This window comes from Spinactinospora alkalitolerans (assembly GCF_013408795.1).
GTDB lineage: Bacteria > Actinomycetota > Actinomycetes > Streptosporangiales > Streptosporangiaceae > Spinactinospora > Spinactinospora alkalitolerans.
The window spans coordinates 4,671,755-4,694,919 of record NZ_JACCCC010000001.1 but is presented as its reverse complement, the minus strand read 5'-3'; the positions used below and the strand labels follow the sequence as shown (position 1 = coordinate 4,694,919).

Sequence of the window (23,165 nt, the reverse complement as noted above, 5' to 3'; positions counted from 1 at the left end):
GCACGCGCCATTCTCTCCCGCAGTACCGCCTTCGCGGGGGGACATGGGACGATGGAGGCACCATCCAGGACCGCCGACGGCCATCCGCCGCAGCGCCCCACCCCATGCCCGCCTCGAGAAATGTGAACGGACCACGGTGCCACAGCCAAACCGGACCGATCCCGCGCTGATCCGAAACTTCTGCATCATCGCGCACATCGACCATGGCAAGTCGACACTGGCCGACCGCATGCTGCAGCTCACTGGGGTCGTTGAGGACCGCCAGATGCGCGCGCAGTACCTCGACCGCATGGACATCGAGCGCGAGCGCGGCATCACCATCAAGTCCCAGGCGGTCCGGCTGCCCTTCACCGCCCTCGATGACGAGACCTACGTGCTCAACCTCATCGACACCCCCGGCCACGTCGACTTCAGCTACGAGGTCTCGCGTTCGCTGGCGGCGTGCGAGGGCGCGATCCTGCTGGTCGACGCGGCCCAGGGCATCGAGGCGCAGACGCTGGCCAACCTCTACCTGGCGCTGGAGAACGACCTCGCGATCATCCCGGTGCTGAACAAGATCGACCTGCCGGCGGCCCAGCCGGAGAAGTACGCCGCCGAACTGGCCAACATCATCGGCTGCGAGCCCGATGAGGTCCTCAAGGTCAGCGCGAAGACCGGCGTCGGCGTCGAGGAGCTGCTCAACGAGATCGTGGGCAAGGTCCCCCCGCCCGTCGGCGAAGCCGACGCGCCGGCCCGCGCCATGATCTTCGACTCCGTCTACGACACCTACCGCGGCGTGGTCACCTACGTGCGGGTCGTCGACGGCCGGCTCGGCACGCGCGAGCGCATCGCGATGATGTCCACCGGCGCCACGCACGAGATGCTGGAGGTCGGCGTCATCTCCCCGGAGCCCACCAAGGTCGAGGGCCTGGGCGTGGGCGAGGTCGGCTACCTCATCACCGGGGTGAAGGACGTCCGCCAGTCCAGGGTCGGCGACACCGTGACCTCGGCGACCAAGGGCGCGAGCGAGATGCTCGCGGGCTACCGGGACCCCAAGCCCATGGTGTTCTCCGGGTTGTACCCGATCGAGGGCACCGACTATCCGGTGCTGCGCGACGCGCTGGAGAAGCTCCAGCTCAACGACGCCGCGCTGGTGTTCGAGCCCGAGACCTCCGCCGCGCTGGGCTTCGGCTTCCGCTGCGGCTTCCTCGGCCTGCTGCACCTGGAGATCACCCGGGCCCGGCTGGAGCGCGAGTTCAACCTCGACCTGATCTCCACCGCGCCCAACGTCGTCTACCAGGTGATCATGGAGGACGGCACCGAGCACACGGTGACCAACCCCAGCGAGTTCCCCGAGGGCAAGATCGACACGGTCCACGAGCCGATGGTGAAGGGCACGCTGCTCGCCCCCTCCGACTTCGTGGGGCCGATCATGGAGCTGTGCCAGGGCCGCCGCGGCGTGCTGCAGGGCATGGACTACCTGTCCGAGGACCGCGTCGAGATGCGCTACACGCTGCCGCTCGCCGAGATCGTCTTCGACTTCTTCGACCAGCTCAAGTCGCGCACCAAGGGCTACGCCTCGCTGGACTACGAGCCCTCCGGCGACCAGGCCGCCGACCTGGTCAAGGTCGACATCCTGCTGCAGGGCGAGGCCGTCGACGCGTTCTCCGCGATCGTGCACCGGGACAAGGCCTACTCCTACGGCGTGGAGATGACCAAGAAGCTGCGTGAACTCATTCCGCGCCAGCACTACGAGGTGCCGATCCAGGCCGCCATCGGCTCCCGCGTGATCGCCCGCGAGAACATCCGCGCCATCCGCAAGGACGTCCTGTCCAAGTGCTACGGCGGCGACATCAGCCGCAAGCGCAAGCTGCTGGAGAAGCAGAAGGAGGGCAAGAAGCGGATGAAGATGGTCGGCCGCGTCGAGGTCCCGCAGGAGGCGTTCATCACCGCGCTGTCCACCGAGACCGGCGGCGAGAAGGACGGCAAGAAGAAGTAGCGCCGCCGGCGGGACCGCCCGGTCGGCGCGGTCCCGCCGACTCCGGCGCGGCGGGGCCGCCTCTCAGCCCTTGACCGCGCCGCTGGTCAGGCCCTCGGCGATGAAGCGCTGGAGGAACCAGAACACCGCCATCGTCGGGAGCGCGATGAGCAGCGTGCCGACGGCGAACATGCCGAAGTTGGCGTCGCGCTCGCCGGAGATCATCCCGTACAGGCCCAGCGCGACCGTCTTGGCCTCCGGGTCGCGCAGGAACACGCTGGCGATCAGGAACTCGTTGATCGTGGCGATGAACACCAGCAGGCCGACGATCGCGAGCACCGGGGTCACCAGGGGCAGCATGATCCTGAAGAACGTCTGGGCGTGGCTGGCCCCGTCGACCCGCGCCGACTCGTCCAGTTCGCGCGGGACCGTGTCGAAGAAGCCCTTCATCAGCCACGTGTTCACGCCCAGCGCCCCGCCCAGGTAGACCAGCAGCAGCCCCCATGGCGTGTCGAAGCCGATCGACGGCCAGTACTCGGTGACCGTCGTGAACATCAGATAGATCGCCACGATCGCCAGGAACTGCGGGAACATCTGGATCAGCAGCAGTCCGAACAGCCCGACCCGCCGCCCGGTGAACCGGAACCTGCTGAAGGCGTAGGCCGCCAGGGCCGACAGGAACACCGTGGCCGCGGCGTTGGCCAGCGCGATCAGGATCGAGTTCAGGTACCAGTCGCCGAACGGGGTGTTGCGGAACAGCCGGACCGCGTTGTCCAGGCCGAATCCGGAGGGCACCAACTGGCTCGTGCTGAGGGTGCCCAGCGGGTTCAGCGCGGCCGACACCACGAACAGGATCGGGAACAGTGCGAAGGCCAGCGCGACCCAGATCACCAGGTGCCGCCATCCGCTCCGGCGCGCCCAGCGCAGCGTGCGGTTCCCCGTTGTCGTCGCCATTTCAGTGCACCTCTTCCAGGGATCTGCTCTGCCTCAGGCTCACCAGGGAGATCAGCGCCACGATGAGGAAGATGAACACCGACACCGCCGCCGCGTAGCCGTACTGCGCCCCCTGGCCGCCGAACGCCAGCCGGTAGGTGTAGGTGATGAGCAGGTCGGTCGCCCCCGCCATGGGGTTGCCGGGCGGGAACGGGCCGCCTTCGGTCATCAGGTAGACGGCGTTGAAGTTGTTGAAGTTGAACGCGAACGTCGAGACCAGGATCGGCGTCATCGCGACCATCAGCAGCGGCAGCGTGACGTGCCGGAACGCCTGCCAGGCGCCCGCACCGTCGATCCGGGCCGCCTGCACGAGCTCGCGGGGGATGGACTGCAGCGCGCCGGTGGCCACGAGGAACAGGTAGGGGTAGCCGAGCCACATGTTGACCAGGAGCAGCGCGGCCCGGGCGGTCCACGGATCGCCCAGCCAGTCGACGTCGAGGCCGAACATCCGGTTGACCAGGCCGAAGTCGGCGTTGAACATGTCGCGCCACAGCAGGAACATCGCGAACGACGGCATCGCATAGGGCAGCACCAGCAGGATCCGGTAGGCCGTCCGGCCGCGCAGCCCCTGGACGTGCATGACCAGCGCCAGGGCCAGCCCGACGACGAAGACCAGCAGGACCGTTCCGGCGGCGAAGGCGATGTTCCAGGCCAGGATGCCGAAGAAGGACGCGTTCACCGACGGGTCGGTGAGGACCTTGGTGAAGTTGCTCCACCCGACGTCGACCTGCCACCCCTGGGGGAGCCGCTGACCGGCCTCGTCGACGAAGACGCCGCGCTCGTCGTCGGCGGTGAAGACGGCGCCGCTCGCGGAGTCGGTGATGCAGTCGCACTCCTCGTCGTAGGCGCGGGTCGCCGAGCCCTCGTAGGCGGCGGACAGCCCGCTGGAGCGGATGCCCGATCCGCCGCCGGTGGGCACCGCGAACGCCGCGATCTCCTCGCCGCGCGCGCTGACCTCGGCGGCCGTGAGCACGACGTAGCCCTCGGCCTCGGTGATCCTGCCCGCGGTGCTGACCGTGGCATCGCCGGGCGCCAGCTCGGTCAGGCCCTCGGCGTCGCCGGCGTAGGAGGTCCCGTCGGGCGCGGTGAGCAGGAAGACCAGCTCCCCGCCCGCGGGGTCGCCGACCGCGGCGACGCTGAGCGCGTAGTCCACCGAGTCGGCCGAGCGCTCGACCGAGGCGGCCTCGATCGAGGCGATCGCCTCCTCCTTGCTCCCGCGGTGCCCGTCCCCGAAGTTCGTGACCGAGGTGCTGACGGTGAAGAGCACCGGCAGGATCTGGAACGCGATGAGCAGGAGCGTGCCGGGCAGCAGGTACTTGACCGGGACGCGCCGAGGGGAGAGGTAGACGTAGAAGATCAGGGCGGTGACGCCGGCCACCACCGAGATCCCGATCCAGTTCCCGGCGGCGTACAGCGGAAAGGCCGCCCACAGCGCGAGGGCGGCGGCCAGGCCGAGCACGGCGATCTTGACGAGCTGCCCGGCCGGCGAGCCGTTCCGGACGAGGGAGCCGCCGGGGAGGGGAGGGGGCGCGGGCGCCCCTCCCGGGGCGCCCGCGGTACCGCGTCGATTGGGTGCCACGGGTCAGCCGATCTGGTCCGCGATGGTCTCCCCGGCGGCCGTGACGGTCTCCTCGGGGTCGGCCCCGCCGATGACCGAGGCCTCGGCCTTGCCGAAGGGGTCCCAGATGGCCGCCATCTGCGGGATGGCCGGGAGCGGGTCGCCGTTCTCCCCGGCGGCGACCACCTTCGCCAGGTCCGGGTCGTCCTCGCCGATCTGCTCCAGCGCGGCGGTGAGCGCCGGCGGGCGGGGGTCGGACTCATAGAGGGCGACGGCGAGCTCGGGCTTGGCCACGTAGTTGGTCACGAACTCCTGGGCCAGCACCTTGTTGGCGCCGCCGGCCGCGACGTAGAAGGTCTGCACGCTGACGAACGGGCGCGCCTCCTCGCCGCCCTCGAAACCGGGGACCGCGCTGATCTCGTAGGGGATCCCGGCCGTCCTGATGTCGGGGAGCGACCACGGGCCGGTGACGAAGTAGGCGGTCCTGCCGTCGTTGAACAGCGAGGCGACGTTCTGGTCGTCGATGGAGCGCTTCAGCGCGCCGCTGCCCTCCTCGCCGAGCTCGGCGATCCGCTCGAAGGCGGCGATCGACTCATCGGTGCCGACGCCGAGGTCGGTGGGGTCGTAATCGCCGTTGTCGTCCCTGCCGAACAGGTAGCCGCCGGCCGAGGTGTAGAAGGGGTGGATGTGGTAGGGGTCGCCGACCTGGCCGACCTGCAGCCCCATGATCTCCTCGACGTCGCCGGCGTCGCGCAGCCCGGTGCCGGCCTCGACCATCTCCTCGACGCTGGCCGGTTCCTCGGGGGCCAGGTCGGTGTTGCGGATCAGCACCAGGTTCTCCATGGCGTAGGGGACGCCGTAGAGCTGGTCGTTGTAGGTCACGGCCTCGATGGCCGTCGGGGCGAACGCCTCGACCGTGTCCTGGGGAAGCTGGATCGGGTCGATCGCGCCGTTCTGTACGAAGTTGCCGGTCCAGTCGTGCGCGCCGACCACGATATCGGGCCCGGAGCCCGCCTGGTGCGCGGTGACGAAGCTGGACTGCAGCTCGTCGTTCGGCACTGCCTGGACCTCGACCTCCACGCCGTGGGCATCGCCGAACTCCTCGGCGAAGGGCAGCAGGACGTCGGTGCGCTCGTCGTCGGCCCAGATGACCATGGCGTCCTCGGCCGCCGCTTGGGTCTCCCCGCCGGTGTCGCCACCGCCGCAGGCGGTTGCGAGCAGCGTGAGGGCCGCGGCGCCCGTGAACACGCTCGCGCTACGGATCTTCATTCTTCTCCTTCGGGGGCACACGGCCGTGGCGGCGTCCCCTGCGCGGACACGGCTCCGTGGGTGGTGCCGCGACGCTAGCAATTTCTTGCAGGCATTGGAAGCCCTTCCAAAAACTTTCCGAAAGGAGGCGGCGATCTCGCGGAAACCTTCCCGTAACGGCGAACGGCCCGGACGCCTCGGGGAGCGTCCGGGCCGTGAGAAGGAGCCGAGGTCAGTCGCGCAGCCACGCGGCGGTGTCGGGCGGCAGCACGAGCACGCCGTCGCGCGCCTCCACCCCGGCGCCGGCGAGCAGGACCTCCCCGCTCAACGGCAACCGCACCTCCTCGGAACCGAGGTTGACCGCGCAGACGAACCCGGGGTCGCGCCGGAAGACCAGGGTCTCGGCGGGGGAGTCCAGCCAGGTCAGCGTGCCGTCACCGAGGGCGTCCAGCTCGCGCCGGAGTCGCAGCGCCTCGGTGTAGAGCGACAGCGTCGAACCGGGGTCGGCCTCCTGGGCGGCGCGGGTCAGCGTCCGCCACTGCGCCGGAACCGGCAGCCACGGCTCGCTGCCGGCCGGACCGAAGCCGAACGGCGGCTCAGCGCCCTCCCAGGGCAGCGGCACCCGGCATCCGTCCCTGCCCCGCTCGGTGCGGCCGGAGCGCTCCCAGGTCGGGTCCTGCAGCGACTCCTCGGGCAGGTCGGTGACCTCGGGGAGGCCGAGCTCCTCGCCCTGGTAGAGGTAGACCGAGCCGGGCAGGGCCAGCATGAGCAGCGTGGCGGCCCCGGCCCGGCGCAGCCCCGCCTCCCCGCCGCCGAACCGGGTGACGTGGCGGACCACGTCGTGGTTGGACAGCACCCAGGTCGTGGGTGCTCCCACCGCGGCGTTGGCGGCCAGCGAGCCCTCGATGACGGTGCGCAGCCCGGCGCTGCGCCACGGGGCGGTCAGGTACTCGAAGTTGAACGCCTGGTGCAGCTCGTCGGGCCGCAGGTAGCGCGCCACCCGCTGGGCGTCCTCCACCCAGGCCTCGGCGACCATGGCCCGGTCGTCGTAGCCGTCCAGGAGCGCGCGCCAGTGCCGGTAGATCTCGTGCACGCCGTCCTGGTCGAAGTAGGGCAGCCGGGTGTGCCCGTCGAGCAGGCCGGCCTCCTGGCCCTCGGCGATGTCGGGCAGCGAGGGGTCCTTGACCATGCCGTGGGCCACGTCGATGCGGAAGCCGTCCACGCCCCGGTCCAGCCAGAACCGCAGCACGTCGTCGAACTCGTCGCGCACCTCCGGGCTGGTCCAGTCGAGATCGGGCTGCTCGGCGTCGAACAGGTGCAGGTACCACTCCTCGGGGGTGCCGTCCGGGCGCTTCAGCCGGGTCCACGCGGCGCCGCCGAAGATCGACTTCCAGTTGTTCGGCGGCTCGTCGCCGTCGGGCCCCTTGCCGGGGCGGAACACGTAGCGCCGCCGCTCCGGGGAGCCGGGGCCCGCCTCGACGGCCTCGCGGAACCAGCGGTGCGCCGAAGAGGTGTGGTTGGGGACGATGTCGATGATCACCCGCAGGCCCAGGTCGTGGGCCGACTCCAGCAGCTCGTCGAAGTCGGCGAGAGTGCCGAACCGCGGATCGACGTCGCGGTAGTCCGCCACGTCGTAGCCGCCGTCGGCGAGCGGGGACACGTAGAAAGGGGTGAGCCAGACGGCGTCGACGCCCAACGCGGCCAGCTTGGGCAGCCGCTGCCGGATGCCGGGCAGGTCGCCCTCTCCGTCGCCGTTGGAGTCGGCGAAGCTGCGCACGTAGACCTGGTAGATCACCGCGTCGCGCCACCATCCTCGGCGGGCGCTGGGAGCTGCGGTGTCGGGCTCGGGGGTCAACTGCATGGGATTCCCTCCGTATCGCCTGAGCGATGACGACAGGCTGAAATTACTTGCGCAAGATTACCTAGTTCTTTCAATCGTGTGCCGGTTTTCTCCATTAGAGTGCTCTCATGGGTCCACGACTAACCGACATCGCCCGCCAGGCCGGCGTGAGCGAGGCAACGGTTTCCCGGGTGCTCAACGACAAGCCCGGAGTGGGCGCCGACACCCGCAAGGCCGTGCTGACCGCCCTCGACGTCCTGGGCTACGAACGCCCGGCCCGGCTGCGCCAGCGCTCGGCCGGACTCGTCGGGATGGTGGTCCCGGAGCTGGAGAACCCGATATTCCCGATGTTCGCCCAGGCCGCCGAGGGGGCGCTCGCCCAGCACGGCTACACCCCCGTCCTGTGCACCCAGACACCCGGGGGCATCGCCGAGGACGAGTACGTCGAAATGCTGCTGGAGCGCAACGTCTCGGGCATCGTATTCGTTTCGGGGCTGCACGCCGACACCACGGCCGGCCACGACCGCTACCGGGCGCTGCTCGCCCGCAGGCTGCCGATCGTCCTGGTCAACGGGTACGCCGAGGACGTCCCGGCGGCGTTCGTCTCCTGCGACGACCGCGCCGCCAGCCGACTCGCGGTGAACCACCTCGCCGCGCTCGGCCACACCGGGATCGGCTTCACCAGCGGTCCGCAGCGCTACGTGCCGGTGCGGCGCAAACTCGAAGGCTACCGCGCCGCGATGGCGGCCAACGGCCTGTCCGTGGACGAGGACCTGGTGGAGCTGTCCCTCTTCGGCGTCGAGGGCGGGCACGCCGCGGCCGGCCGGCTGATCGACCGCGGCGCCACCGCCGTCGTGTGCGGCTCCGACCTGATGGCGCTCGGCGCCGTCCGAGCCGCCCGCCAGCGCGGGCTGTCGGTCCCGGGCGACTTCTCGGTGGTCGGCTACGACGACTCCCAGCTCATCGCGTTCACCGACCCGCCCCTGACCACTGTGCGCCAGCCCATCCAGTCGATGGCGCTGGCGGCGGTGCGGGCGCTGTGCGACGAGATCGCCGGGCACGCCGCATCCCGCACCGAGTACATGTTCGACCCGGAGCTGGTGATGCGGGGATCGACCGGGTCGGCCCGCTCCGGCGCGTCCCAGAAGGCGCCGGTCGGGTAGCCGCGGCCGCGCCGGGCCGCGCGATCGCCGGTTTTCCCTCCGGATCCCGCTGGCATAGTTTTCTGCCATGGAGACCGGGATCGTGCAGTCAGTCAACGTCGGCCGGGGCAGGGACGCCGAATGGGCCAACCCGCTCGGGCGCACCGCCATCGACAAGCGGGCGGTCGACGGCGGGGTCACCGTCCGCGCGCTCGGGCTCGACGGCGACGAGCAGGTCGACACCGACCACCACGGCGGGCCCGACCAGGCCGTCTACGCCTACGCCAGGGAAGAGCTCGACCTGTGGCAGCAGCGGCTCGGACGTCCCCTGCGCGACGGCGTGTTCGGGGAGAACCTCACCACCCGCGGCGTCGAGGTCAGCCGGGCGCTGATCGGTGAGCGCTGGCGCATCGGCACCGTGCTGCTGGAGGTCGTCCTGCCGCGCACGCCCTGCTCGGTGTTTCGCAACTGGATGGCGGAGAAGGGGTGGGTCAGGCGGTTCACCGACGAGGCCCGCACCGGCGCCTATCTCCGGGTCCTTGAGGAGGGCGAGCTCCGCGCCGGCGACCCGGTCACGGTCGAGCACCGCCCCGGCCACGGCATCGACCTCACCGCCGCGTTCCGGGCGACCCGCGACCGCGACGCCGACCTGCTCCGCAGGGTGCTCGACATCCCCGGGCGCTCGCACAAGTGGGATACCGCGGCGCACCAGGTGGAGCGGCAGCTCGCGCGCAACCACTGATGTCTGCGCCGGTCGTGTGGGTCCCTTCCACGGCTTCACGACCCCTGGGGCCGGGGGCGGTGTGCACCGTCGCCCGGCAGCAGGCAGGGCCGCACAGCGGCGGCACAGCAGCGGCACCGTCGGCGGAGGCACCATGCAGCGACTCCGTCCCCGGTCGGGGACGTCCCATCGGGTGCCCGCCATGACCGACACTGGGAACATGCCTTCTGTCCCCTTGGGCGGGGAGCCCGTGCCCGACGACGGCTCGCTGCCCGCCGGTTCGCTGGCCGGGGTGGGCGCGCGGCCGTTAGGGGTGTACGTGCACGTGCCGTTCTGCGTCACCCGCTGCGGCTACTGCGACTTCAACACCTACACCGCCGAGGAACTGCGCTCCCGCGACGGCGGCGCCACCGCTTCCCGCGAGACCTACACCGACCTCGCCGCCGCCGAGATCGGGCTGGCCCGCCGGGTGCTGGGCCCCGCGGACGCGCCGGTGCGCACCGTGTTCGTCGGCGGCGGCACGCCGACCCTGCTGAGCCCGCAGGACCTGGGCCGCGTCCTCTCGGCGATCGACGCGGAGTTCGGCCTGGAGCCCGGAGCCGAGGTCACGACCGAGGCCAACCCCGAAACCGTCGACCGCGACTACCTCCTGCGGTTGCGCGATGCCGGATTCACCCGGGTCTCCTTCGGGATGCAGAGCGCGCGGCCGCACGTGCTCTCGGTCCTGGACCGCGCCCACACGCCGGGGCGGCCGCAGGACTGCGTCGCCTGGGCCCGGGAGGCGGGCTTCGACCACGTCAACCTCGACCTCATCTACGGCACGCCGGGGGAGAGCGACGCCGACTGGAAGGAATCCCTGCAGGCGGCGATCGCCGCGGGACCCGACCACGTCTCGGCCTACTCCCTGATCGTGGAGGAGGGCACCCGGCTCGCGGCGCGGGTTCGGCGCGGCGAGCTGGCCCCGCCCGACGACGACGCCATGGCCGACCGCTATCTGATGGCCGACGACCTGCTGACGGCCGCGGGCCTGCACTGGTACGAGGTCTCGAACTGGGCGGCCGACGAGACCGGCCGCAGCCGGCACAACCTGCTCTACTGGACCGGCGGCGACTGGTGGGGCGTGGGCCCCGGCGCGCACAGCCACGTCGGCGGCACCCGCTGGTGGAACGTCAAGCATCCGGCGGCCTACGCCGCCCGGCTCGCCGACGGGCGCGCGCCCGGGCAGGCCCGGGAGGTGCTGGACGACGAGGACCGCCGGTTCGAGCGGATCATGCTGGAACTGCGTATCGCCGACGGGTGCCCGCTGGACCTGCTCGACGGATCCGGGCGGGCCGCCGCCGCCCGGGCCGTCGCCGACGGGCTGCTGGACCCGGACGCGCACGCGCGAGGGCTGGCGGTCCTCACCCGGCGGGGCAGGCTGCTCGCCGACGCGGTCGTGCGCGACCTGAGCTGAGCCGGGCGGCTACTTCACCATGCGGATGTTGAACGGGTAGGAGTACCACTCGCCCCGGTTGGCCGCCATGGTCGCCATGATCGAGAAGACCAGGGACACGATGAAGACGATCGGGAGCAGCAGGAGCCCGATCAGCACGATCGACAGGACGCCGGAGACGACGTAGCCGATGCACATCGTGATCTGGAAGTTCAGCGCCTCGACCGCGTGGTGCCGGACGTAGGGCGACTCGTCCTTCTTGATCAGGAAGACCACCAGTGGCGCGACGAACCCCAGGAGGAGCCCGCCCAGGTGGGACAGCAGCGCGAAGGTGTTGTCGTCGCCGGAGGGGCCGGGCTGCTGCCCGTAGCCGAACTGACCGTACCCGGGCTGCTGCGTGTTCGGGGGCTGCTGCCCGTAGCCCGGCTGCCCGCCGCTGTAGGGGCCGGCGCCCGGCGCGGGGCCGTAGCCGCCGGGGTAGCCGCTCTGGCCGTCCTGCCCGTCATAGGGCGGATTGGGATAGGGGTTGCTCATGATCTCCTCGACTTCCTGCCCGCACGGCCGGTACGGATGTGTGCGGTCGGCGACGTCCGGTGGTCCGGCCGGATCCGCGCGGCCATGCGGCGACGTGCCGATGTCCCCAACCTACCCGCGCCGGTCGCCGCGCGACAGCGCCGGCGGACCCGTCCCGTTCCTCTGACGGGCCCACCGGCGCCGGGGTTCCATGATCGGTCCGACTACTTGACCATCCGGATCGCCACCGGGTAGCGGTACCAGCCGCCCTTGCTGACGTTGACGGCGGCGAGGACGCCGAAGACGATGGAGGCCAGCCACACGACGCTGATCAGACCCGAGCCGATCCGCGACAGGTCCGGTGCGAACACGCCCAGCGCGATGAAGACCACCCAACTGATGATGTAGGGGATCAGCAGCGTCAACTGGAAGTTGAGCGCCTCGGAGGCGTGGTGCCGCACGTAGGGGGACCGCTCCTTCTTGACCAGGTAGACGATCAGTGCGGGCAGCCAGCCGGCGCACGCCATGATGACGCCGGCCAGGTGGGCGATCATCGACCACGTGGTGTCGTCGGAGCCGCCGGGGGACCCCTGGGCCTGGCCCGGGTGGCCGACGGGCGCTCCCTGCTGGGTGTAGCCCGGCTGGTGGGCGTACCCCTGTTGGCCGTAGGGCTGCTGTTCGGCGCCGGGGTGGCCGGGAGCCTGGGGCTGGTCGGCGTAGCCGGGCTGCGGCTGGGCATAGGGCTGCTGCTCGCCCGAGGGCTGGGCGTAGCCCGGCTGTTGGCCGTAAGCCTGCTGGCCGTAGCCCTGCCCGCCGTAAGGCTGCTGGTCGCCCGAGGGGTGGGCGTAGCCGGGCTGTTGGCCGTATCCCTGCTGGGGCTGCTGGGCGTATCCGGGGTGGGCGCCGCTGGGCTGGGCGTATCCGGGCTGCTGGCCGTAAGCCTGCTGACTGTAGGGCTGCTGGTCGCCCGAGGGGTGGGCGTAGCCGGGCTGTTGGCCGTATCCCTGCTGGGGCTGCTGGGCGTATCCGGGGTGGGCGCCGTAGGTCGGCTGACCGCCGGAGGAGCCCTGAGGCTGTCCGTAAGGCTGCTGGGGGTGGGGCTGCTGCTCGCCCGAGGGCTGGGTGTAGCCCGGCTGTTGGCCGTAAGCCTGCTGGCCGTAGCCCTGCCCGCCGTAAGGCTGCTGGTCACCGGAGGGGTGGGCGTAGCCGGGCTGTTGGCCGTATCCCTGCTGGGGCTGCTGGGCGTATCCGGGGTGGGCGCCGTAGGTCGGCTGACCGCCGGAGGAGCCCTGAGGCTGTCCGTAAGGCTGCTGGGGGTGGGGCTGCTGCTCGCCCGAGGGCTGGGTGTAGCCCGGCTGTTGGCCGTAAGCCTGCTGGCCGTAGCCCTGCCCGCCGTAAGGCTGCTGGTCGCCCGAGGGGTGGGCGTAGCCGGGCTGCTGGGGCTGCTCCCCGTAGCCGGGCTGATCGCCGTACGCGGGCTGGCCCCCGGACGGCGATCGACCCGGGCCGGGCTGTCCGCCGGTGTCCGCCTGCCCGTGGTCCGGCCGACCGTCCGAGGGCGCCTGGCCGTACCCTGGCCGACCGTCCGAGGACGGGTCCTGGGGCGGAGGGTGGTTGGGCGGTGTCTCGCTCATGGTTTCCTCTGGCTGTGTGCCGATTGCGATGGGCCGGACATCCGCGCCGGGCCTTCCTGGCAACGTCGGGCGCGGTCACTGCGCGGTCCTGCCCCTGAGCCTAGTCCCCGGCCGGCTGCGGGACGGTGACGAAGTCGATCAGTTCTTCGACGCGCCCCAGGAGCTCCGGTTCCAGATCCGCGTAGGTCCGGACCGAGTCCAGGATGCGCCGCCAGGCGTCGCCCGGCTCCATCCGCCAGCCGAGGGCGTCGAGCACGCCCTCCTTCCACGGCACTCCCCGCGGCACCTCCGGCCACGAGGCGATGCCGACGGCCGAGGGCTTCACCGCGGCCCACACGTCGACGAACGGGTGGCCGACGACGAGCACGTGCGGGGAGGCCGCGCGCTCGGCGATCCGGCTCTCCTTGGACCCGGGCACGAGGTGGTCCACCAGCACGCCGAGCCGCCGCTCCGGCCCGGGACCGAATTCCTCGACGACCTCGGGGAGGTGGTCGACGCCCTCCAGGTACTCCACGACCACGCCCTCCACGCGCAGGTCGTGCCCCCAGACCCGCTCCACGAGCTCGGCGTCGTGCACGCCCTCGACGTAGATCCGGCTCTCCCTGGCGACCCGGGACCGCAGATCCCGTACCGCGATGGAACCGGAGGCGCTGCGCGGCCGCCCGGTGGCCGGTGCCGCCGCGGGGCGCACGACGGTGACGGGCGCGCCGTCGACGAGGAAGGCCGCCGGGGCGAGGTCGAACACCCGGCGCCGGCCCTTGCGGTCCTCCAGCGTGACGGTGCTGCGGTCCCAGGTGACGACCGCGCCGCAGAACCCCTCGTCCGCGGACTCCAGGACGAGCCCGTGCTCGGCGGGGACCGTCGGGACCTGCCCCTTGCGGGGGCGGCGCCAGTCGCCCGCGAGCACGTCCTCGTCGTATCTCTTGCCGGAGTTGGTGCGCACGGGCCCGGATTGTAGCGGTGCGCCGGGGTCGCGTCCCGGATCGGCCGTCGGCGTGTCGCCGAAGGCGCTCCGGGCGCCGGCGACCGCTCCGACCTCGCGTTGTGACCCGGACATGAGAGGATCGGCCGACCGCCGGCGGGGTGGCCGGGCGGCGGACTCGCCCGTGATCTCGGCGGACACCCGCCGCACGTCGTTCACCGGTTGGGGGCCGACTTGGCGGGGCGACATAGAATTAGCACTTAAGACCACGGAGTGCCAGGAGGTGAGCGCGTGCTCGACGACCGGAAACTGGCGGTGCTGCGTGCCATCGTCGAGGACTACGTGTCCACGAACGAGCCCGTGGGATCCAAGACGCTGGTCGACCGGCACAGTCTCGGTGTCTCGCCGGCGACGATCCGCAACGACATGGTCGCCCTCGAAGAGGAGGGCTACATCGCCCAGCCGCACACCAGCGCCGGCCGGGTCCCCACCGACAAGGGCTACCGCCTGTTCGTCGACCGGCTGTCCACGGTCAAGCCGCTGTCGGTGGCGGAGCGCCGCGCGATCGAGACGTTCCTGTCCGGGGCGGTCGACCTCGACGAGATCGTGGCCCGCACCGTGCGGCTGCTGGCCCAGCTGACGCGCCAGGTCGCCATCGTGCAGTACCCCTCGCTCACGCGGTCGTCGGTCCAGCACGTCGAACTCGTGCCGCTGGGCCCGCAGCGCGTGATGATGGTCCTGATCACCGACACCGGCCGCGTGGAGCAGCGGGTCATCGACGGCATGGAGCAGGTCACCGAGTCCTCCGTCGAGAACCTGCGCACTGTGCTGAACCAGGCGCTCGTCGGCAAGTGGCTCAACGACGTCCCCAGGGCGGTGTCGGGCGTGCCGCTCCTGCTGCCCGTCCAGGAGCGCCCGATGGCGGCCTCGGTGCTCTCGGTGCTGCTGGAGAGCCTCGTGGAGAAGCACGAGGAGAAGGTCGTCCTCGGCGGCACCGCGAATCTCGCCGCGATGGGATTCTCCGCTAGCCTGCGTGGCGTACTGGAGGCCTTGGAAGAAAACGTCGTCCTCATCCGTTTGCTGGGGGAGGTGGGCGACCCCTCTATGCTCACGGTGCGCATCGGCGCGGAGAACTCTCACGAGGGGCTGCACACCACCTCGATCGTGTCCGCCGGTTACGGAATCGGCGACCAGTCGCTGGCCAAACTCGGGGTGGTCGGCCCGACCCGAATGGACTACCCAGGAACGATGGGAGCGGTACGCGCAGTGGCAAGATACGTCGGTCAAATCTTGGCGGGGCAGTAAGTGGCCAGAGATTATTACGAGATCCTCGGGGTTCGCCGCGAAGCGACCCAGGACGAGATCAAGAAGGCATACCGCCGGCTCGCGCGAGAACTGCATCCGGACATCAACCCCGATCCTGTCACGCAGGAGCGCTTCAAAGAGGTCACCCAGGCCTACGAGGTCCTCTCCGACGCGGAGAAGCGCCGGATGTTCGACATGGGCGCCGACCCGTTCGCGCCCGGTGGCGGCGGTGCCGGCGGTGCGGGCGGATTCGGCGGTGCGGGCTTCCCGTTCGACGACATCATGAACGCCTTCTTCGGCGGCGGCCAGCCGGGCGGCGGGCGCGGCCCGCGCGACCGGGTCCGCCGGGGACGCAGCATCAAGGTCCGCATCGAAATGGACCTCTCCGAGACCGCGTTCGGCGTCACCAAGGACGTGACGTTCCCCACCGCCGTGCTGTGCGACACCTGCCAGGGCGAGGGCACGGCCAAGGGCAGCCACCGCGAGACCTGCGACATGTGCGCGGGCCGCGGTGAGGTCTCCCAGGTCACGCGCTCCTTCCTGGGGCAGGTCATGACGACCCGCCCCTGCCCGCAGTGCGCCGGCCAGGGCAGCGTCATCAGGAATCCCTGCCCGGACTGCGCCGGCGAGGGCCGCGTGCGCGAGAAGGTCACCCGCAAGGTCCAGATTCCGGCCGGTGTCGAGGACGGCACCCAGATCCAGCTCGCCGGCGAAGGCGAGGTCGGTCCGAACGGCGGGCCGCGCGGCGACATCTTCCTGGAGATCGTGCAGCGCCCGCACCCGATCTTCGAGCGCCGCGGCGACGACCTGCACTGCACCGTCACCGTGCCGATGACGGCCGCCGCGCTGGGCGCCTCGCTGACCATCGAGACGCTCGACGGCAACGAGGAGGTCGACCTGCGGCCGGGGACCAACTCCGGGCACGTCATCACCCTCGACGGCCGGGGCAGCCGGCACCTCAACGAGCCGGGCCGCGGCGACCTGATGATCCACGTCACGGTCGAAACGCCGGGCAAGCTCGACGAGGAGCAGGAGGCCCTGCTGCGCAAGTTCGCGGAGCTGCGCGGGGAGGACCACCCTCCGGGCAGGTTCAGCCCGGGGCACGGCAACTTCTTCTCCCGGCTGCGCGGCGCCTTCAACAGCACCCGCTGACCACGCCGTCCACCGCGGCCGGGTCCCGCCCCGCGGGCGGGGCCCGGCCTTCGCCATGAAAGGGGTCCCGTGACCCGGGTCTCGCCGTTCCCGCGCTCCGCCGATGCCGGAGCCGGTCCCGCAGCGGTCCGGCTCCCGTGACGCCCCCGGTCTTCCTGGCCGAGCCGGGGCAGCTCGACTCCGACCGGGTGGTGCTCTCCGGGCCTGAAGGGCGTCACGCCGCGACGGTCCGCAGACTCACCGAGGGCGAGGTCGTGCACCTGGCCGACGGCGCGGGGACCCGCGCCCGGTGTGTCGTCACCGAGGTGGGCAGGGACACCGTGGTCTGCGCGGTCCAGGAGCGGCACAGCGAGCCGGCGCCAGCGCCGCGCATCACCGTCGTGCAGGCGCTGCCCAAGGGCGACCGCGGCGAGCTGGCCGTGGAGGTCATGACCGAGGCCGGGGTGGACGCGGTCGTGCCGTGGGCGGCCGATCGCTGCGTCACCCGGTGGAGGCCGGAACGGGCCGCCAAATCGCTGCGCAAGTGGCGGGCGACGGCGCGCGAGGCGGCCAAGCAGGCCCGGCGCAGCCGGGTGCCCGAGGTCGCCGAGCTCGCCGGCACACCCGCCGTCGCGGAGCTGCTGTCCGCCGCGGCGCTGGGGATCGTGCTGCACGAGGAGGCCGCCGAGCGGCTGTCCGGCGTCGCGCTGCCGGCCGATCCGGCGCGGACCGAGGGCGGGATCGTCGTGGTCGTCGGGCCCGAGGGCGGCTTCACCGACGCCGAACTCGCGGCGTTCGACGCGGCCGGCGCGGTCCGGGCGCTGCTCGGGCCGACCGTGCTGCGCACCTCCACGGCGGGCGTCGCGGCCCTGGCCGTCCTGCAGGCCCGCTGCGGACGCTGGTAGCCGCCGCGCCCCGTCCGCCATCACCGACGAAGGCGCCGCGCCGCTCGGGCCCTACTGCGTCTGGTCGCTCGTCGAGGGCTGCTCCTCGCCGCCGTCCGTGGGCTCGGGCTCGGGTTCGGGGGTGTCCTCCGGGTCCGGGGCGGAGTCGTCGCCGTCCCCGTCGCCGCGGCCGCCGTCGTCCCCGTCGCCGGTCTGGTCGTCGTCGCCGGGGGACGGGGCTCCCGGATCGGTCGGATCGGGCGAGGGCGCGCACGACTCCGCGGGGGCGGCCTCCTCCTCGGACTCCTCGAGGGTCCGGGCTTCGCCCGGCGTCGGGTCCTGCTGCGGGGGCGTGCACGCCGTCGTCATGCCCGCGGCATCGTCGGAACCGCTGGGGCCGGGCTCGGGGGAGGGGGATTGGGCGCCCTCCCGGCTCGGCCGGTCCCGCTCCTGGTCGGTCTCGGTCTCCGGGGCGACGGGACCGTCGAAGGTGTCGTCGGCGTGGTCGCCGTTGGATCCGGTCTCCTGCGACTCCGACGCGGCGGTCATGGAGTCGGGCAGCACCTGGTCGCGGATCTGCGGGGTGCCCAGCAGGACGGAGCCGACGATCAGCGCCGCCGCCGCGACGGCGACGGCGGGACGCAGCCAGGTCAACCCGAACCAGGGCATCCGGTTGCGCTCCGTGCGCGTGCGGATGCGGTCCAGCGCGTCGGGCGACGGCTGCACCGAGTCGGCCTCGGCGCTCATGGCGGCGCGCAGCCGTTCCTCGAAGCGGTCGTCGAATGGTTCGGTCATGTCGTCTGCTCCAGAACCGAGCGGAGCGCGGAGATCCCGCGCGCCGTGTGGCTCTTGACTGCGCCGCGGCTGATCCCCATTGCGTCGGCGATCTGAGCCTCGGAGAAATCCCCGTAGTACCGCAGCACGATGGCTTCCCGCTGTCGTGTGGGGAGTGTACGCAACGCCTCGATGACGGCGGCGCGCTCCAGCTCGCCCAGGGCGCCGTGCTCGGCGCTGGGGGCGTCGGGGAGCGCCTTGGGTGCGTGCTTCTCCACCACGGCGCGGTGGCGCAGGACCGAGCGCGCCCGGTTGACCACCGACTGGCGCAGGTAGGAGAGCGCCTTGTTGGGATCCCTCAGCCGCCGCCAGGCCCCGTGCATCGCGACGAAGGCGTCCTGCACGACTTCTTCGGCGGTCGCGAAGTCACGGACGAGGAGTGTGGCGAGCCGCACCAGGGGCCGGTAGTGCGCGGCGTAAAGCTGCGTCACCGCCTGGTCGGCGTCCCACTCGACCGTCACCGTCGCCGCGGAGGCACCCGCCACCATGGTTTCAGTCACGTCGGTAGGACGCGCGCCCTTGTCGCCGGGTTTACGAAAGGGCATACCGTTCTTCTCGCTCAGCTCGGCTGTCCGACGATTCATCCGGGAGAAAGCCACCGCGACCTCCTCCAGTGCGTGTGCCACCCCATGGCGTCCGCCGTGCGGCGCGGTCCTCCCCCGAAAACGGGATCGCGTGGGAGAAGTCACGCAAACTCCCACAATAGACCGCATCGCCGAGATCTTTCGGCCCCCGAAGGGTAAAGCCCTTCCAACGGCGGCGCCCGGAAAACCTCACGAGCGGGCCACCGGGCGAAAGCGGTCGCCCCTTCCCACCGTAGAAGAAAGCCCTTCCTGAGCACACCCGGAAACCGCAACTTCGCCCCCGGGTTTCCCGGGAGACGACACCAGGTCTCTGGGGCATCATGGTGGGAGGTCCACACTGAAGCGCGCGATGGAGGAATGCCGGTGGCCGTCAGCGAACCCGACTGCCTGTTCTGCAAGATCGCCGCGGGGAAGGTGCCCGCCGACATCGTCCGCGAGGGGGAGCGCACGCTCGCCTTCCGCGACATCAACCCGCAGGCCCCCGTCCACGTGCTGATCATCCCGCGCGACCACTACCCCACCGCCGCGGCCGCCGGCGCGGCCGGGGAGGGCCTGCTCGACGAGATCGCCCGCGAGGCCCATGAGATCGCCGAGGCCGGCGGCGTCGCCGAGGGCGGCTACCGGCTGGTGTTCAACACCGGGGCCGACGCAGGCCAGACGGTGTTCCATCTGCACGGGCACGTGCTCGGCGGGCGCGGATTGGAGTGGCCTCCGGGGTAGAGCGGGCGGGGGTGCGCTCGGGGGTCGAAGGGGGTCGCCCCCTGGGAGGCGCCGCATCTGCACGGGCACGTGCTCGGCGGGCGCGGATTGGAGTGGCCTCCGGGGTAGAGCGGGCGGGGATGCGCTCGGGGGTCGAAGGGGGTCGCCCCTGGGAGGCGCCGCACCTGTGCGGGCCCGAAAAGTCCTCGGGTCGACCAGGGCCGACTTGATAGAATCTGCACAGTCAACGCTGTACTCGTGATTACCTTCAGACCGCGAAAGGCAGGGACGTTACGGCCGCAAGGCCACATCATGGTCGAGTCAACGCAACCAAGCACTCAGGTCAAGATCGTCGTGCCGGAAGAGCACATGATGGTCAACCTGCTGGGTTCCGGCGACGAGCTGCTGCGCGTCGTCGAGCGCTCCTTCGACAGCGACATCCACGTGCGGGGCAACGAGGTCACCATCAGCGGCCGCCCCGAGGAGAACGCCCTGGTCGTCCGGCTCGTCGAAGAGCTGCTCGAGCTCGTCAAGAACGGCACCCACGTCACTCCCGACGTCATCGACCGCGCTCTGGGCATGCTGCGCGCCCCCAGCGGTGACGGCGAGCGCCCGGCCGACGTGCTGACGATGAACATCCTGTCGTCGCGCGGCCGCACCATCCGTCCCAAGACACTGAACCAGAAGCACTACGTCGACGCGATCGACCGGCACACCGTGGTCTTCGGGATCGGTCCGGCCGGCACCGGCAAGACCTACCTGGCGATGGCCAAGGCGGTCAAGGCGCTGCAGGCCAAGGAGGTCAACCGGATCATCCTGACCCGGCCGGCCGTCGAGGCGGGGGAGCGGCTCGGCTTCCTGCCGGGCACGCTCTACGAGAAGATCGACCCCTACCTGCGCCCGCTCTACGACGCGCTGCACGACATGCTCGACCCCGACTCCATCCCCAAGCTCATGTCGGCGGGGACGATCGAGGTCGCGCCGCTGGCCTACATGCGCGGCCGCACCCTCAACGACTCCTTCATCATCCTCGACGAGGCCCAGAACACCTCGCCGGAGCAGATGAAGATGTTCCTGACCCGCCTCGGTTTCGGTTCCAAGATCGTGGTCACAGGTGACGTCACGCAGGTGGACCTGCCCGGGGGCCAGGCCAGCGGCCTGGGCACCATCGAGCGCATCCTCGACGGGGTCTCCGACATCGGTTTCTGCAGGCTGGACAGCAAGGACGTCGTCCGGCACAAGCTGGTCAGCGCGATCGTCGACGCCTACGGGCGCTACGACAACGAGCAGAACAGGCAGCACAACGGCGCGCGGAGCCGGCCGTCCCCGGCCCGTTCCAACGGCTCGGCCGGCAGCGCAGGATGACCGGCGCGGCCGGTACCGAACAACAGATGAGGCGCGCTTAGCAATGAGTATCGACGTCGCGAACGAGTCCGGCGTCTCCGCGGACGAGATGCGGCTGGCCCGGCTGGCCCGCTTCGTGCTCGACGCCATGCGGATCCACCCGCTGGCGGAGCTGTCCATCGTGCTCGTCGACGAGGAGCCGATGACCGAGCTGCACGTGCGGTGGATGGACGAGCCCGGGCCGACCGACGTGCTGTCGTTCCCCATGGACGAGCTGCGCCCCGGGGGCCCGGGGCGCACCTCCGACCCCGGCATGCTCGGTGACGTGATCATCTGTCCGCAGGTGGCCGCCCGGCAGGCCGAGAAGGCGGGGCACGGCGAGCAGGACGAGATCGACCTGCTGTGCACGCACGGCATCCTGCACCTGCTCGGCTACGACCACGCCGAGCCGGACGAGCACAAGGAGATGTTCGGGCTCCAGGGCGAACTGCTCGCCGCATGGCGGCACGACCTGGAGAAGGAGCCCCGACCGGCTGACGACAGGGAAGACACGGCCCGATGAGCTCCGACCATGCCGGTTTAGCCGGTTCGATCCCGGCTCCGTTCGCCATGGACCCGCTGTTCGTCAGCGGTCGGGAGGCCGCGGAACTGGGGATCGCGTTCGGCTGCGCGGTCCTGCTCTCCCTGTTCGCCGCCTTCTTCGTGAGCGCGGAGGTCGCGCTGACCCGGGCCTCGCGCACGGGCGTGGCCGAGCTCATCGGCCGCGGCGAGCAGCGCTGGGTGCGTCGCCTGGAGGTCATCGCCGCCGATCCCGCCCGCTACCTCAACATGGTCCTGCTGCTGCGGGTCACCTGCGAGGTGCTGGCGGCGCTGGCCCTGGTGGTCGGGCTCATCGACTGGCTCGGCTTCGGCTGGCCGGCGGTCCTACTGGCCGCGGCCGTGATGATCCCGGTCAACTACGTGCTGATCGGCGTCACCCCGCGCATCCTCGGCCGGCAGTTCCCCGCCGCGGTCGCGATGGCCAGTACCACCATCGTCCACGCGGTGACGCTGGTGCTCGGGCCGCTGGCCCAACTGCTGGTCCTGCTCGGCCAGGCGTTCACGCCGCGCGCCAAGGGCGACCGGGAGGGGCCGTTCACCAGTGAGGACGAGCTGCGCTACCTCGTCGACCTCGCCGAGCAGGGGCACGCGATCCACCCCGAAGAGCGTCAGATGATCCACTCGGTGTTCAAGCTCGACGACACCTCGGTGCGCGAGGTCATGGTCCCGCGCACCGACATCGTGTTCATCGACCACGGCGCCGGTGTCGACGACGCGCTCTCCATAGCGCTGCGCAGCGGCTTCTCCCGGATTCCGGTCGCGGGGGAGGACGAGGACGACGTCGTGGGCATCGTCTACCTCAAGGATGTCGTGGCCAGGCTGCGCGACGAGTGGACGGCCAGGACGGCCGAGGACGGCGGGAGCGAGGCGCCCGACGAGAACCGCACGGTCCGCGACATCATGCGCGCGGCGACCTACGTCCCCGACTCCAAGCCCATCGACGAGCTGCTGCGGGACATGCAGCGGCAGCGGATCCACGTGGCCGTCGTGATCGACGAGTACGGCGGCACCGCCGGCCTGGTGACCATCGAGGACATCGTGGAGGAGATCGTCGGCGAGATCACCGACGAGTACGACGACGAGGTGCCGCCGATCGAGCGCCTCGGCGACCACCGGGCGCGCGTGACCGCGCGGCTGCCGCTGGGCGAGCTCGCCGAGCTGTTCGACGTGGAGATCGACGTCACCGACGTCGAGACCGTCGGCGGCCTGCTGGCCTACGCGCTGGGCCGCGTGCCGATCACCGGCTCCCAGGCCTGCTACGCCGGTCTCCGGCTCACCGCCGAGGACCCTTCGGGCCGCCGCAACCAGACCGCGACGGTCCTGGTGGAGAAGGCGCCGGTCCAGGCGGAGCAGCACGACTCCGGCCGGATCCAGTCCTGACCGCGCCGACCGCCACCGCAACCAGCCAAGGAGAGAACCGACGTGACCGACCCGACCCCGCGGATCGAGGACATCGATCACGAGGACGCCAAGCTCATCACGCTGGCCCGTTCCTCGCGAGCGCGCAACGCCGCGGCCGAAGGCGCCGCGGTGCGCGATGAGACCGGTCGCACCTACGTCGCCACCACCGTGGCGCTGAGCGCTCTGGAGCTGACCGCGCTGCAGGCCGCCGTGGCCGCCGCAGTCTCCAGCGGTGCGACCGCGCTGGAGGCGGCCGTCGTCGTCACCGAGGCCGACCGGCCGGCGGCGGCCGACCTCGCCGCGGCCCGTGAGCTCAAGACCGGCGTCGTGCTGCTCGCGGCGCCCGACGGCACGCCCACGAGCATCGCGCGCGACTGACGTTCCCCCGCCGATCCCGCCCTCATCGGCGCCGTTCCGTCCGGT

21 protein-coding genes are annotated in these 23,165 nt (G+C 71.3%); 12 read left to right on the top strand and 9 right to left on the bottom strand.

Translation table 11 applies throughout. The features are described from left to right. Positions 1-136 precede the first annotated feature (136 nt). Positions 137-1,978: a translation elongation factor 4 gene (gene lepA, locus HDA32_RS20820; RefSeq protein WP_179644809.1), complete on the top strand. Its 1,842-nt coding sequence runs from the start codon at positions 137-139 to the stop codon at positions 1,976-1,978. 63 nt (positions 1,979-2,041) lie between these two features. On the opposite strand, the gene HDA32_RS20815 is transcribed toward lepA, so the two are convergent. The 4 genes from HDA32_RS20815 to HDA32_RS20800 all read right to left on the bottom strand — a co-directional run bounded on the left by HDA32_RS20815 (position 2,042) and on the right by HDA32_RS20800 (position 7,617). Then, a complete protein-coding gene (locus HDA32_RS20815; protein WP_179644808.1) occupies positions 2,042-2,911 on the bottom strand; it encodes a sugar ABC transporter permease in 870 nt (289 codons plus the stop codon). 1 nt (position 2,912) lies between these two features. Continuing rightward, positions 2,913-4,529, bottom strand: coding sequence for an ABC transporter permease subunit (locus HDA32_RS20810; RefSeq protein WP_179644807.1), 1,617 nt, complete (start codon positions 4,527-4,529; stop codon positions 2,913-2,915). Positions 4,530-4,532: 3 nt separating this feature from the next. Further along, positions 4,533-5,777: a sugar ABC transporter substrate-binding protein gene (locus tag HDA32_RS20805; RefSeq protein WP_179644806.1), complete on the bottom strand. Its 1,245-nt coding sequence runs from the start codon at positions 5,775-5,777 to the stop codon at positions 4,533-4,535. 211 nt (positions 5,778-5,988) lie between these two features. Next, complete coding sequence (locus HDA32_RS20800) at positions 5,989-7,617, bottom strand: glycoside hydrolase family 13 protein (protein WP_179644805.1); 1,629 nt, start codon at positions 7,615-7,617, stop codon at positions 5,989-5,991. Positions 7,618-7,724: 107 nt separating this feature from the next. On the opposite strand from HDA32_RS20800, the gene HDA32_RS20795 reads away from it, so the two are divergent. The 3 genes from HDA32_RS20795 to hemW all read left to right on the top strand — a co-directional run bounded on the left by HDA32_RS20795 (position 7,725) and on the right by hemW (position 10,912). Then, entirely contained in the window at positions 7,725-8,759 is a 1,035-nt protein-coding gene (locus HDA32_RS20795) for a LacI family DNA-binding transcriptional regulator (RefSeq protein WP_179644804.1), read from the top strand. Positions 8,760-8,826: 67 nt separating this feature from the next. Next, entirely contained in the window at positions 8,827-9,480 is a 654-nt protein-coding gene (locus tag HDA32_RS20790) for an MOSC domain-containing protein (protein ID WP_179644803.1), read from the top strand. A 199-nt stretch (positions 9,481-9,679) separates the two neighbouring features. Next, a complete protein-coding gene (gene hemW, locus HDA32_RS20785) occupies positions 9,680-10,912 on the top strand; it encodes a radical SAM family heme chaperone HemW (protein ID WP_179644802.1) in 1,233 nt (410 codons plus the stop codon). A gap of 9 nt (positions 10,913-10,921) precedes the next feature. Here hemW and HDA32_RS20780 read toward each other — a convergent pair whose 3' ends face one another. The 3 genes from HDA32_RS20780 to HDA32_RS20765 all read right to left on the bottom strand — a co-directional run bounded on the left by HDA32_RS20780 (position 10,922) and on the right by HDA32_RS20765 (position 13,945). After that, positions 10,922-11,425, bottom strand: coding sequence for a magnetosome magnetite crystal formation protein family (locus HDA32_RS20780; protein ID WP_179644801.1), 504 nt, complete (start codon positions 11,423-11,425; stop codon positions 10,922-10,924). A 203-nt stretch (positions 11,426-11,628) separates the two neighbouring features. Beyond that, positions 11,629-13,038, bottom strand: coding sequence for a magnetosome magnetite crystal formation protein family (locus HDA32_RS31510; RefSeq protein ID WP_281370401.1), 1,410 nt, complete (start codon positions 13,036-13,038; stop codon positions 11,629-11,631). 100 nt (positions 13,039-13,138) lie between these two features. Then, positions 13,139-13,945, bottom strand: a complete 807-nt coding sequence (locus HDA32_RS20765) for a DUF3097 domain-containing protein (protein WP_376767023.1) — start codon at positions 13,943-13,945, stop codon at positions 13,139-13,141. A gap of 306 nt (positions 13,946-14,251) precedes the next feature. Between HDA32_RS20765 and hrcA the strand changes: the two genes are divergently transcribed. From hrcA to HDA32_RS20750, 3 genes are all read left to right on the top strand, one after another. Then, positions 14,252-15,265, top strand: a complete 1,014-nt coding sequence (gene hrcA, locus HDA32_RS20760; protein WP_179644799.1) for a heat-inducible transcriptional repressor HrcA — start codon at positions 14,252-14,254, stop codon at positions 15,263-15,265. Then, on the top strand, positions 15,266-16,417 hold the full coding sequence (dnaJ, locus tag HDA32_RS20755) for a molecular chaperone DnaJ (protein WP_179644798.1): 1,152 nt from the start codon (positions 15,266-15,268) through the stop codon (positions 16,415-16,417). A gap of 137 nt (positions 16,418-16,554) precedes the next feature. After that, a complete protein-coding gene (locus HDA32_RS20750) occupies positions 16,555-17,301 on the top strand; it encodes a 16S rRNA (uracil(1498)-N(3))-methyltransferase (RefSeq protein WP_179644797.1) in 747 nt (248 codons plus the stop codon). Between the two features lie 51 nt (positions 17,302-17,352). Here the strand turns inward: HDA32_RS20750 and HDA32_RS20745 are convergent, their stop codons facing one another. Then, the gene (locus tag HDA32_RS20745; RefSeq protein ID WP_179644796.1) at positions 17,353-18,075 is read right to left on the bottom strand and encodes a hypothetical protein; all 723 of its coding nucleotides are present in this window, start codon (positions 18,073-18,075) and stop codon (positions 17,353-17,355) included. Next, positions 18,072-18,602: a SigE family RNA polymerase sigma factor gene (locus tag HDA32_RS20740; RefSeq protein WP_179646838.1), complete on the bottom strand. Its 531-nt coding sequence runs from the start codon at positions 18,600-18,602 to the stop codon at positions 18,072-18,074. Before HDA32_RS20740 ends, HDA32_RS20745 begins: the two co-directional genes overlap by 4 nt. Before the next feature lie 459 nt (positions 18,603-19,061). On the opposite strand from HDA32_RS20740, the gene HDA32_RS20735 reads away from it, so the two are divergent. From HDA32_RS20735 to HDA32_RS20715, 5 genes are all read left to right on the top strand, one after another. Then, positions 19,062-19,418 (top strand): histidine triad nucleotide-binding protein, encoded by a 357-nt coding sequence (locus tag HDA32_RS20735; protein ID WP_312863267.1) that lies wholly within the window; start codon positions 19,062-19,064, stop codon positions 19,416-19,418. Between the two features lie 291 nt (positions 19,419-19,709). Next, positions 19,710-20,762: a PhoH family protein gene (locus HDA32_RS20730; protein WP_179644794.1), complete on the top strand. Its 1,053-nt coding sequence runs from the start codon at positions 19,710-19,712 to the stop codon at positions 20,760-20,762. Between the two features lie 43 nt (positions 20,763-20,805). Further along, positions 20,806-21,303 (top strand): rRNA maturation RNase YbeY, encoded by a 498-nt coding sequence (gene ybeY, locus HDA32_RS20725; protein ID WP_179644793.1) that lies wholly within the window; start codon positions 20,806-20,808, stop codon positions 21,301-21,303. 47 nt (positions 21,304-21,350) lie between these two features. After that, the gene (locus tag HDA32_RS20720) at positions 21,351-22,721 is read left to right on the top strand and encodes a hemolysin family protein (protein WP_179646837.1); all 1,371 of its coding nucleotides are present in this window, start codon (positions 21,351-21,353) and stop codon (positions 22,719-22,721) included. Positions 22,722-22,763: 42 nt separating this feature from the next. Then, a complete protein-coding gene (locus HDA32_RS20715; protein WP_179644792.1) occupies positions 22,764-23,120 on the top strand; it encodes a cytidine deaminase-like protein in 357 nt (118 codons plus the stop codon). The last annotated feature ends 45 nt before the right edge of the window (positions 23,121-23,165 follow it).

Coding starts and splice junctions, on each gene's coding strand:
- HDA32_RS20815 (WP_179644808.1), bottom strand. CDS start 2,911: ATGGCGACGACAACGGGGAACCGCACGCTGCGCTGGGCGCGCCGGAGC.
- HDA32_RS20805 (WP_179644806.1), bottom strand. CDS start 5,777: ATGAAGATCCGTAGCGCGAGCGTGTTCACGGGCGCCGCGGCCCTCACG.
- HDA32_RS20800 (WP_179644805.1), bottom strand. CDS start 7,617: ATGCAGTTGACCCCCGAGCCCGACACCGCAGCTCCCAGCGCCCGCCGA.
- HDA32_RS20795 (WP_179644804.1), top strand. CDS start 7,725: ATGGGTCCACGACTAACCGACATCGCCCGCCAGGCCGGCGTGAGCGAG.
- HDA32_RS20790 (WP_179644803.1), top strand. CDS start 8,827: ATGGAGACCGGGATCGTGCAGTCAGTCAACGTCGGCCGGGGCAGGGAC.
- hemW (WP_179644802.1), top strand. CDS start 9,680: ATGCCTTCTGTCCCCTTGGGCGGGGAGCCCGTGCCCGACGACGGCTCG.
- HDA32_RS20780 (WP_179644801.1), bottom strand. CDS start 11,425: ATGAGCAACCCCTATCCCAATCCGCCCTATGACGGGCAGGACGGCCAG.
- HDA32_RS31510 (WP_281370401.1), bottom strand. CDS start 13,038: ATGAGCGAGACACCGCCCAACCACCCTCCGCCCCAGGACCCGTCCTCG.
- HDA32_RS20745 (WP_179644796.1), bottom strand. CDS start 18,075: ATGACCGAACCATTCGACGACCGCTTCGAGGAACGGCTGCGCGCCGCC.
- HDA32_RS20740 (WP_179646838.1), bottom strand. CDS start 18,602: ATGGTGGCGGGTGCCTCCGCGGCGACGGTGACGGTCGAGTGGGACGCC.
- HDA32_RS20730 (WP_179644794.1), top strand. CDS start 19,710: ATGGTCGAGTCAACGCAACCAAGCACTCAGGTCAAGATCGTCGTGCCG.
- ybeY (WP_179644793.1), top strand. CDS start 20,806: ATGAGTATCGACGTCGCGAACGAGTCCGGCGTCTCCGCGGACGAGATG.
- HDA32_RS20720 (WP_179646837.1), top strand. CDS start 21,351: ATGGACCCGCTGTTCGTCAGCGGTCGGGAGGCCGCGGAACTGGGGATC.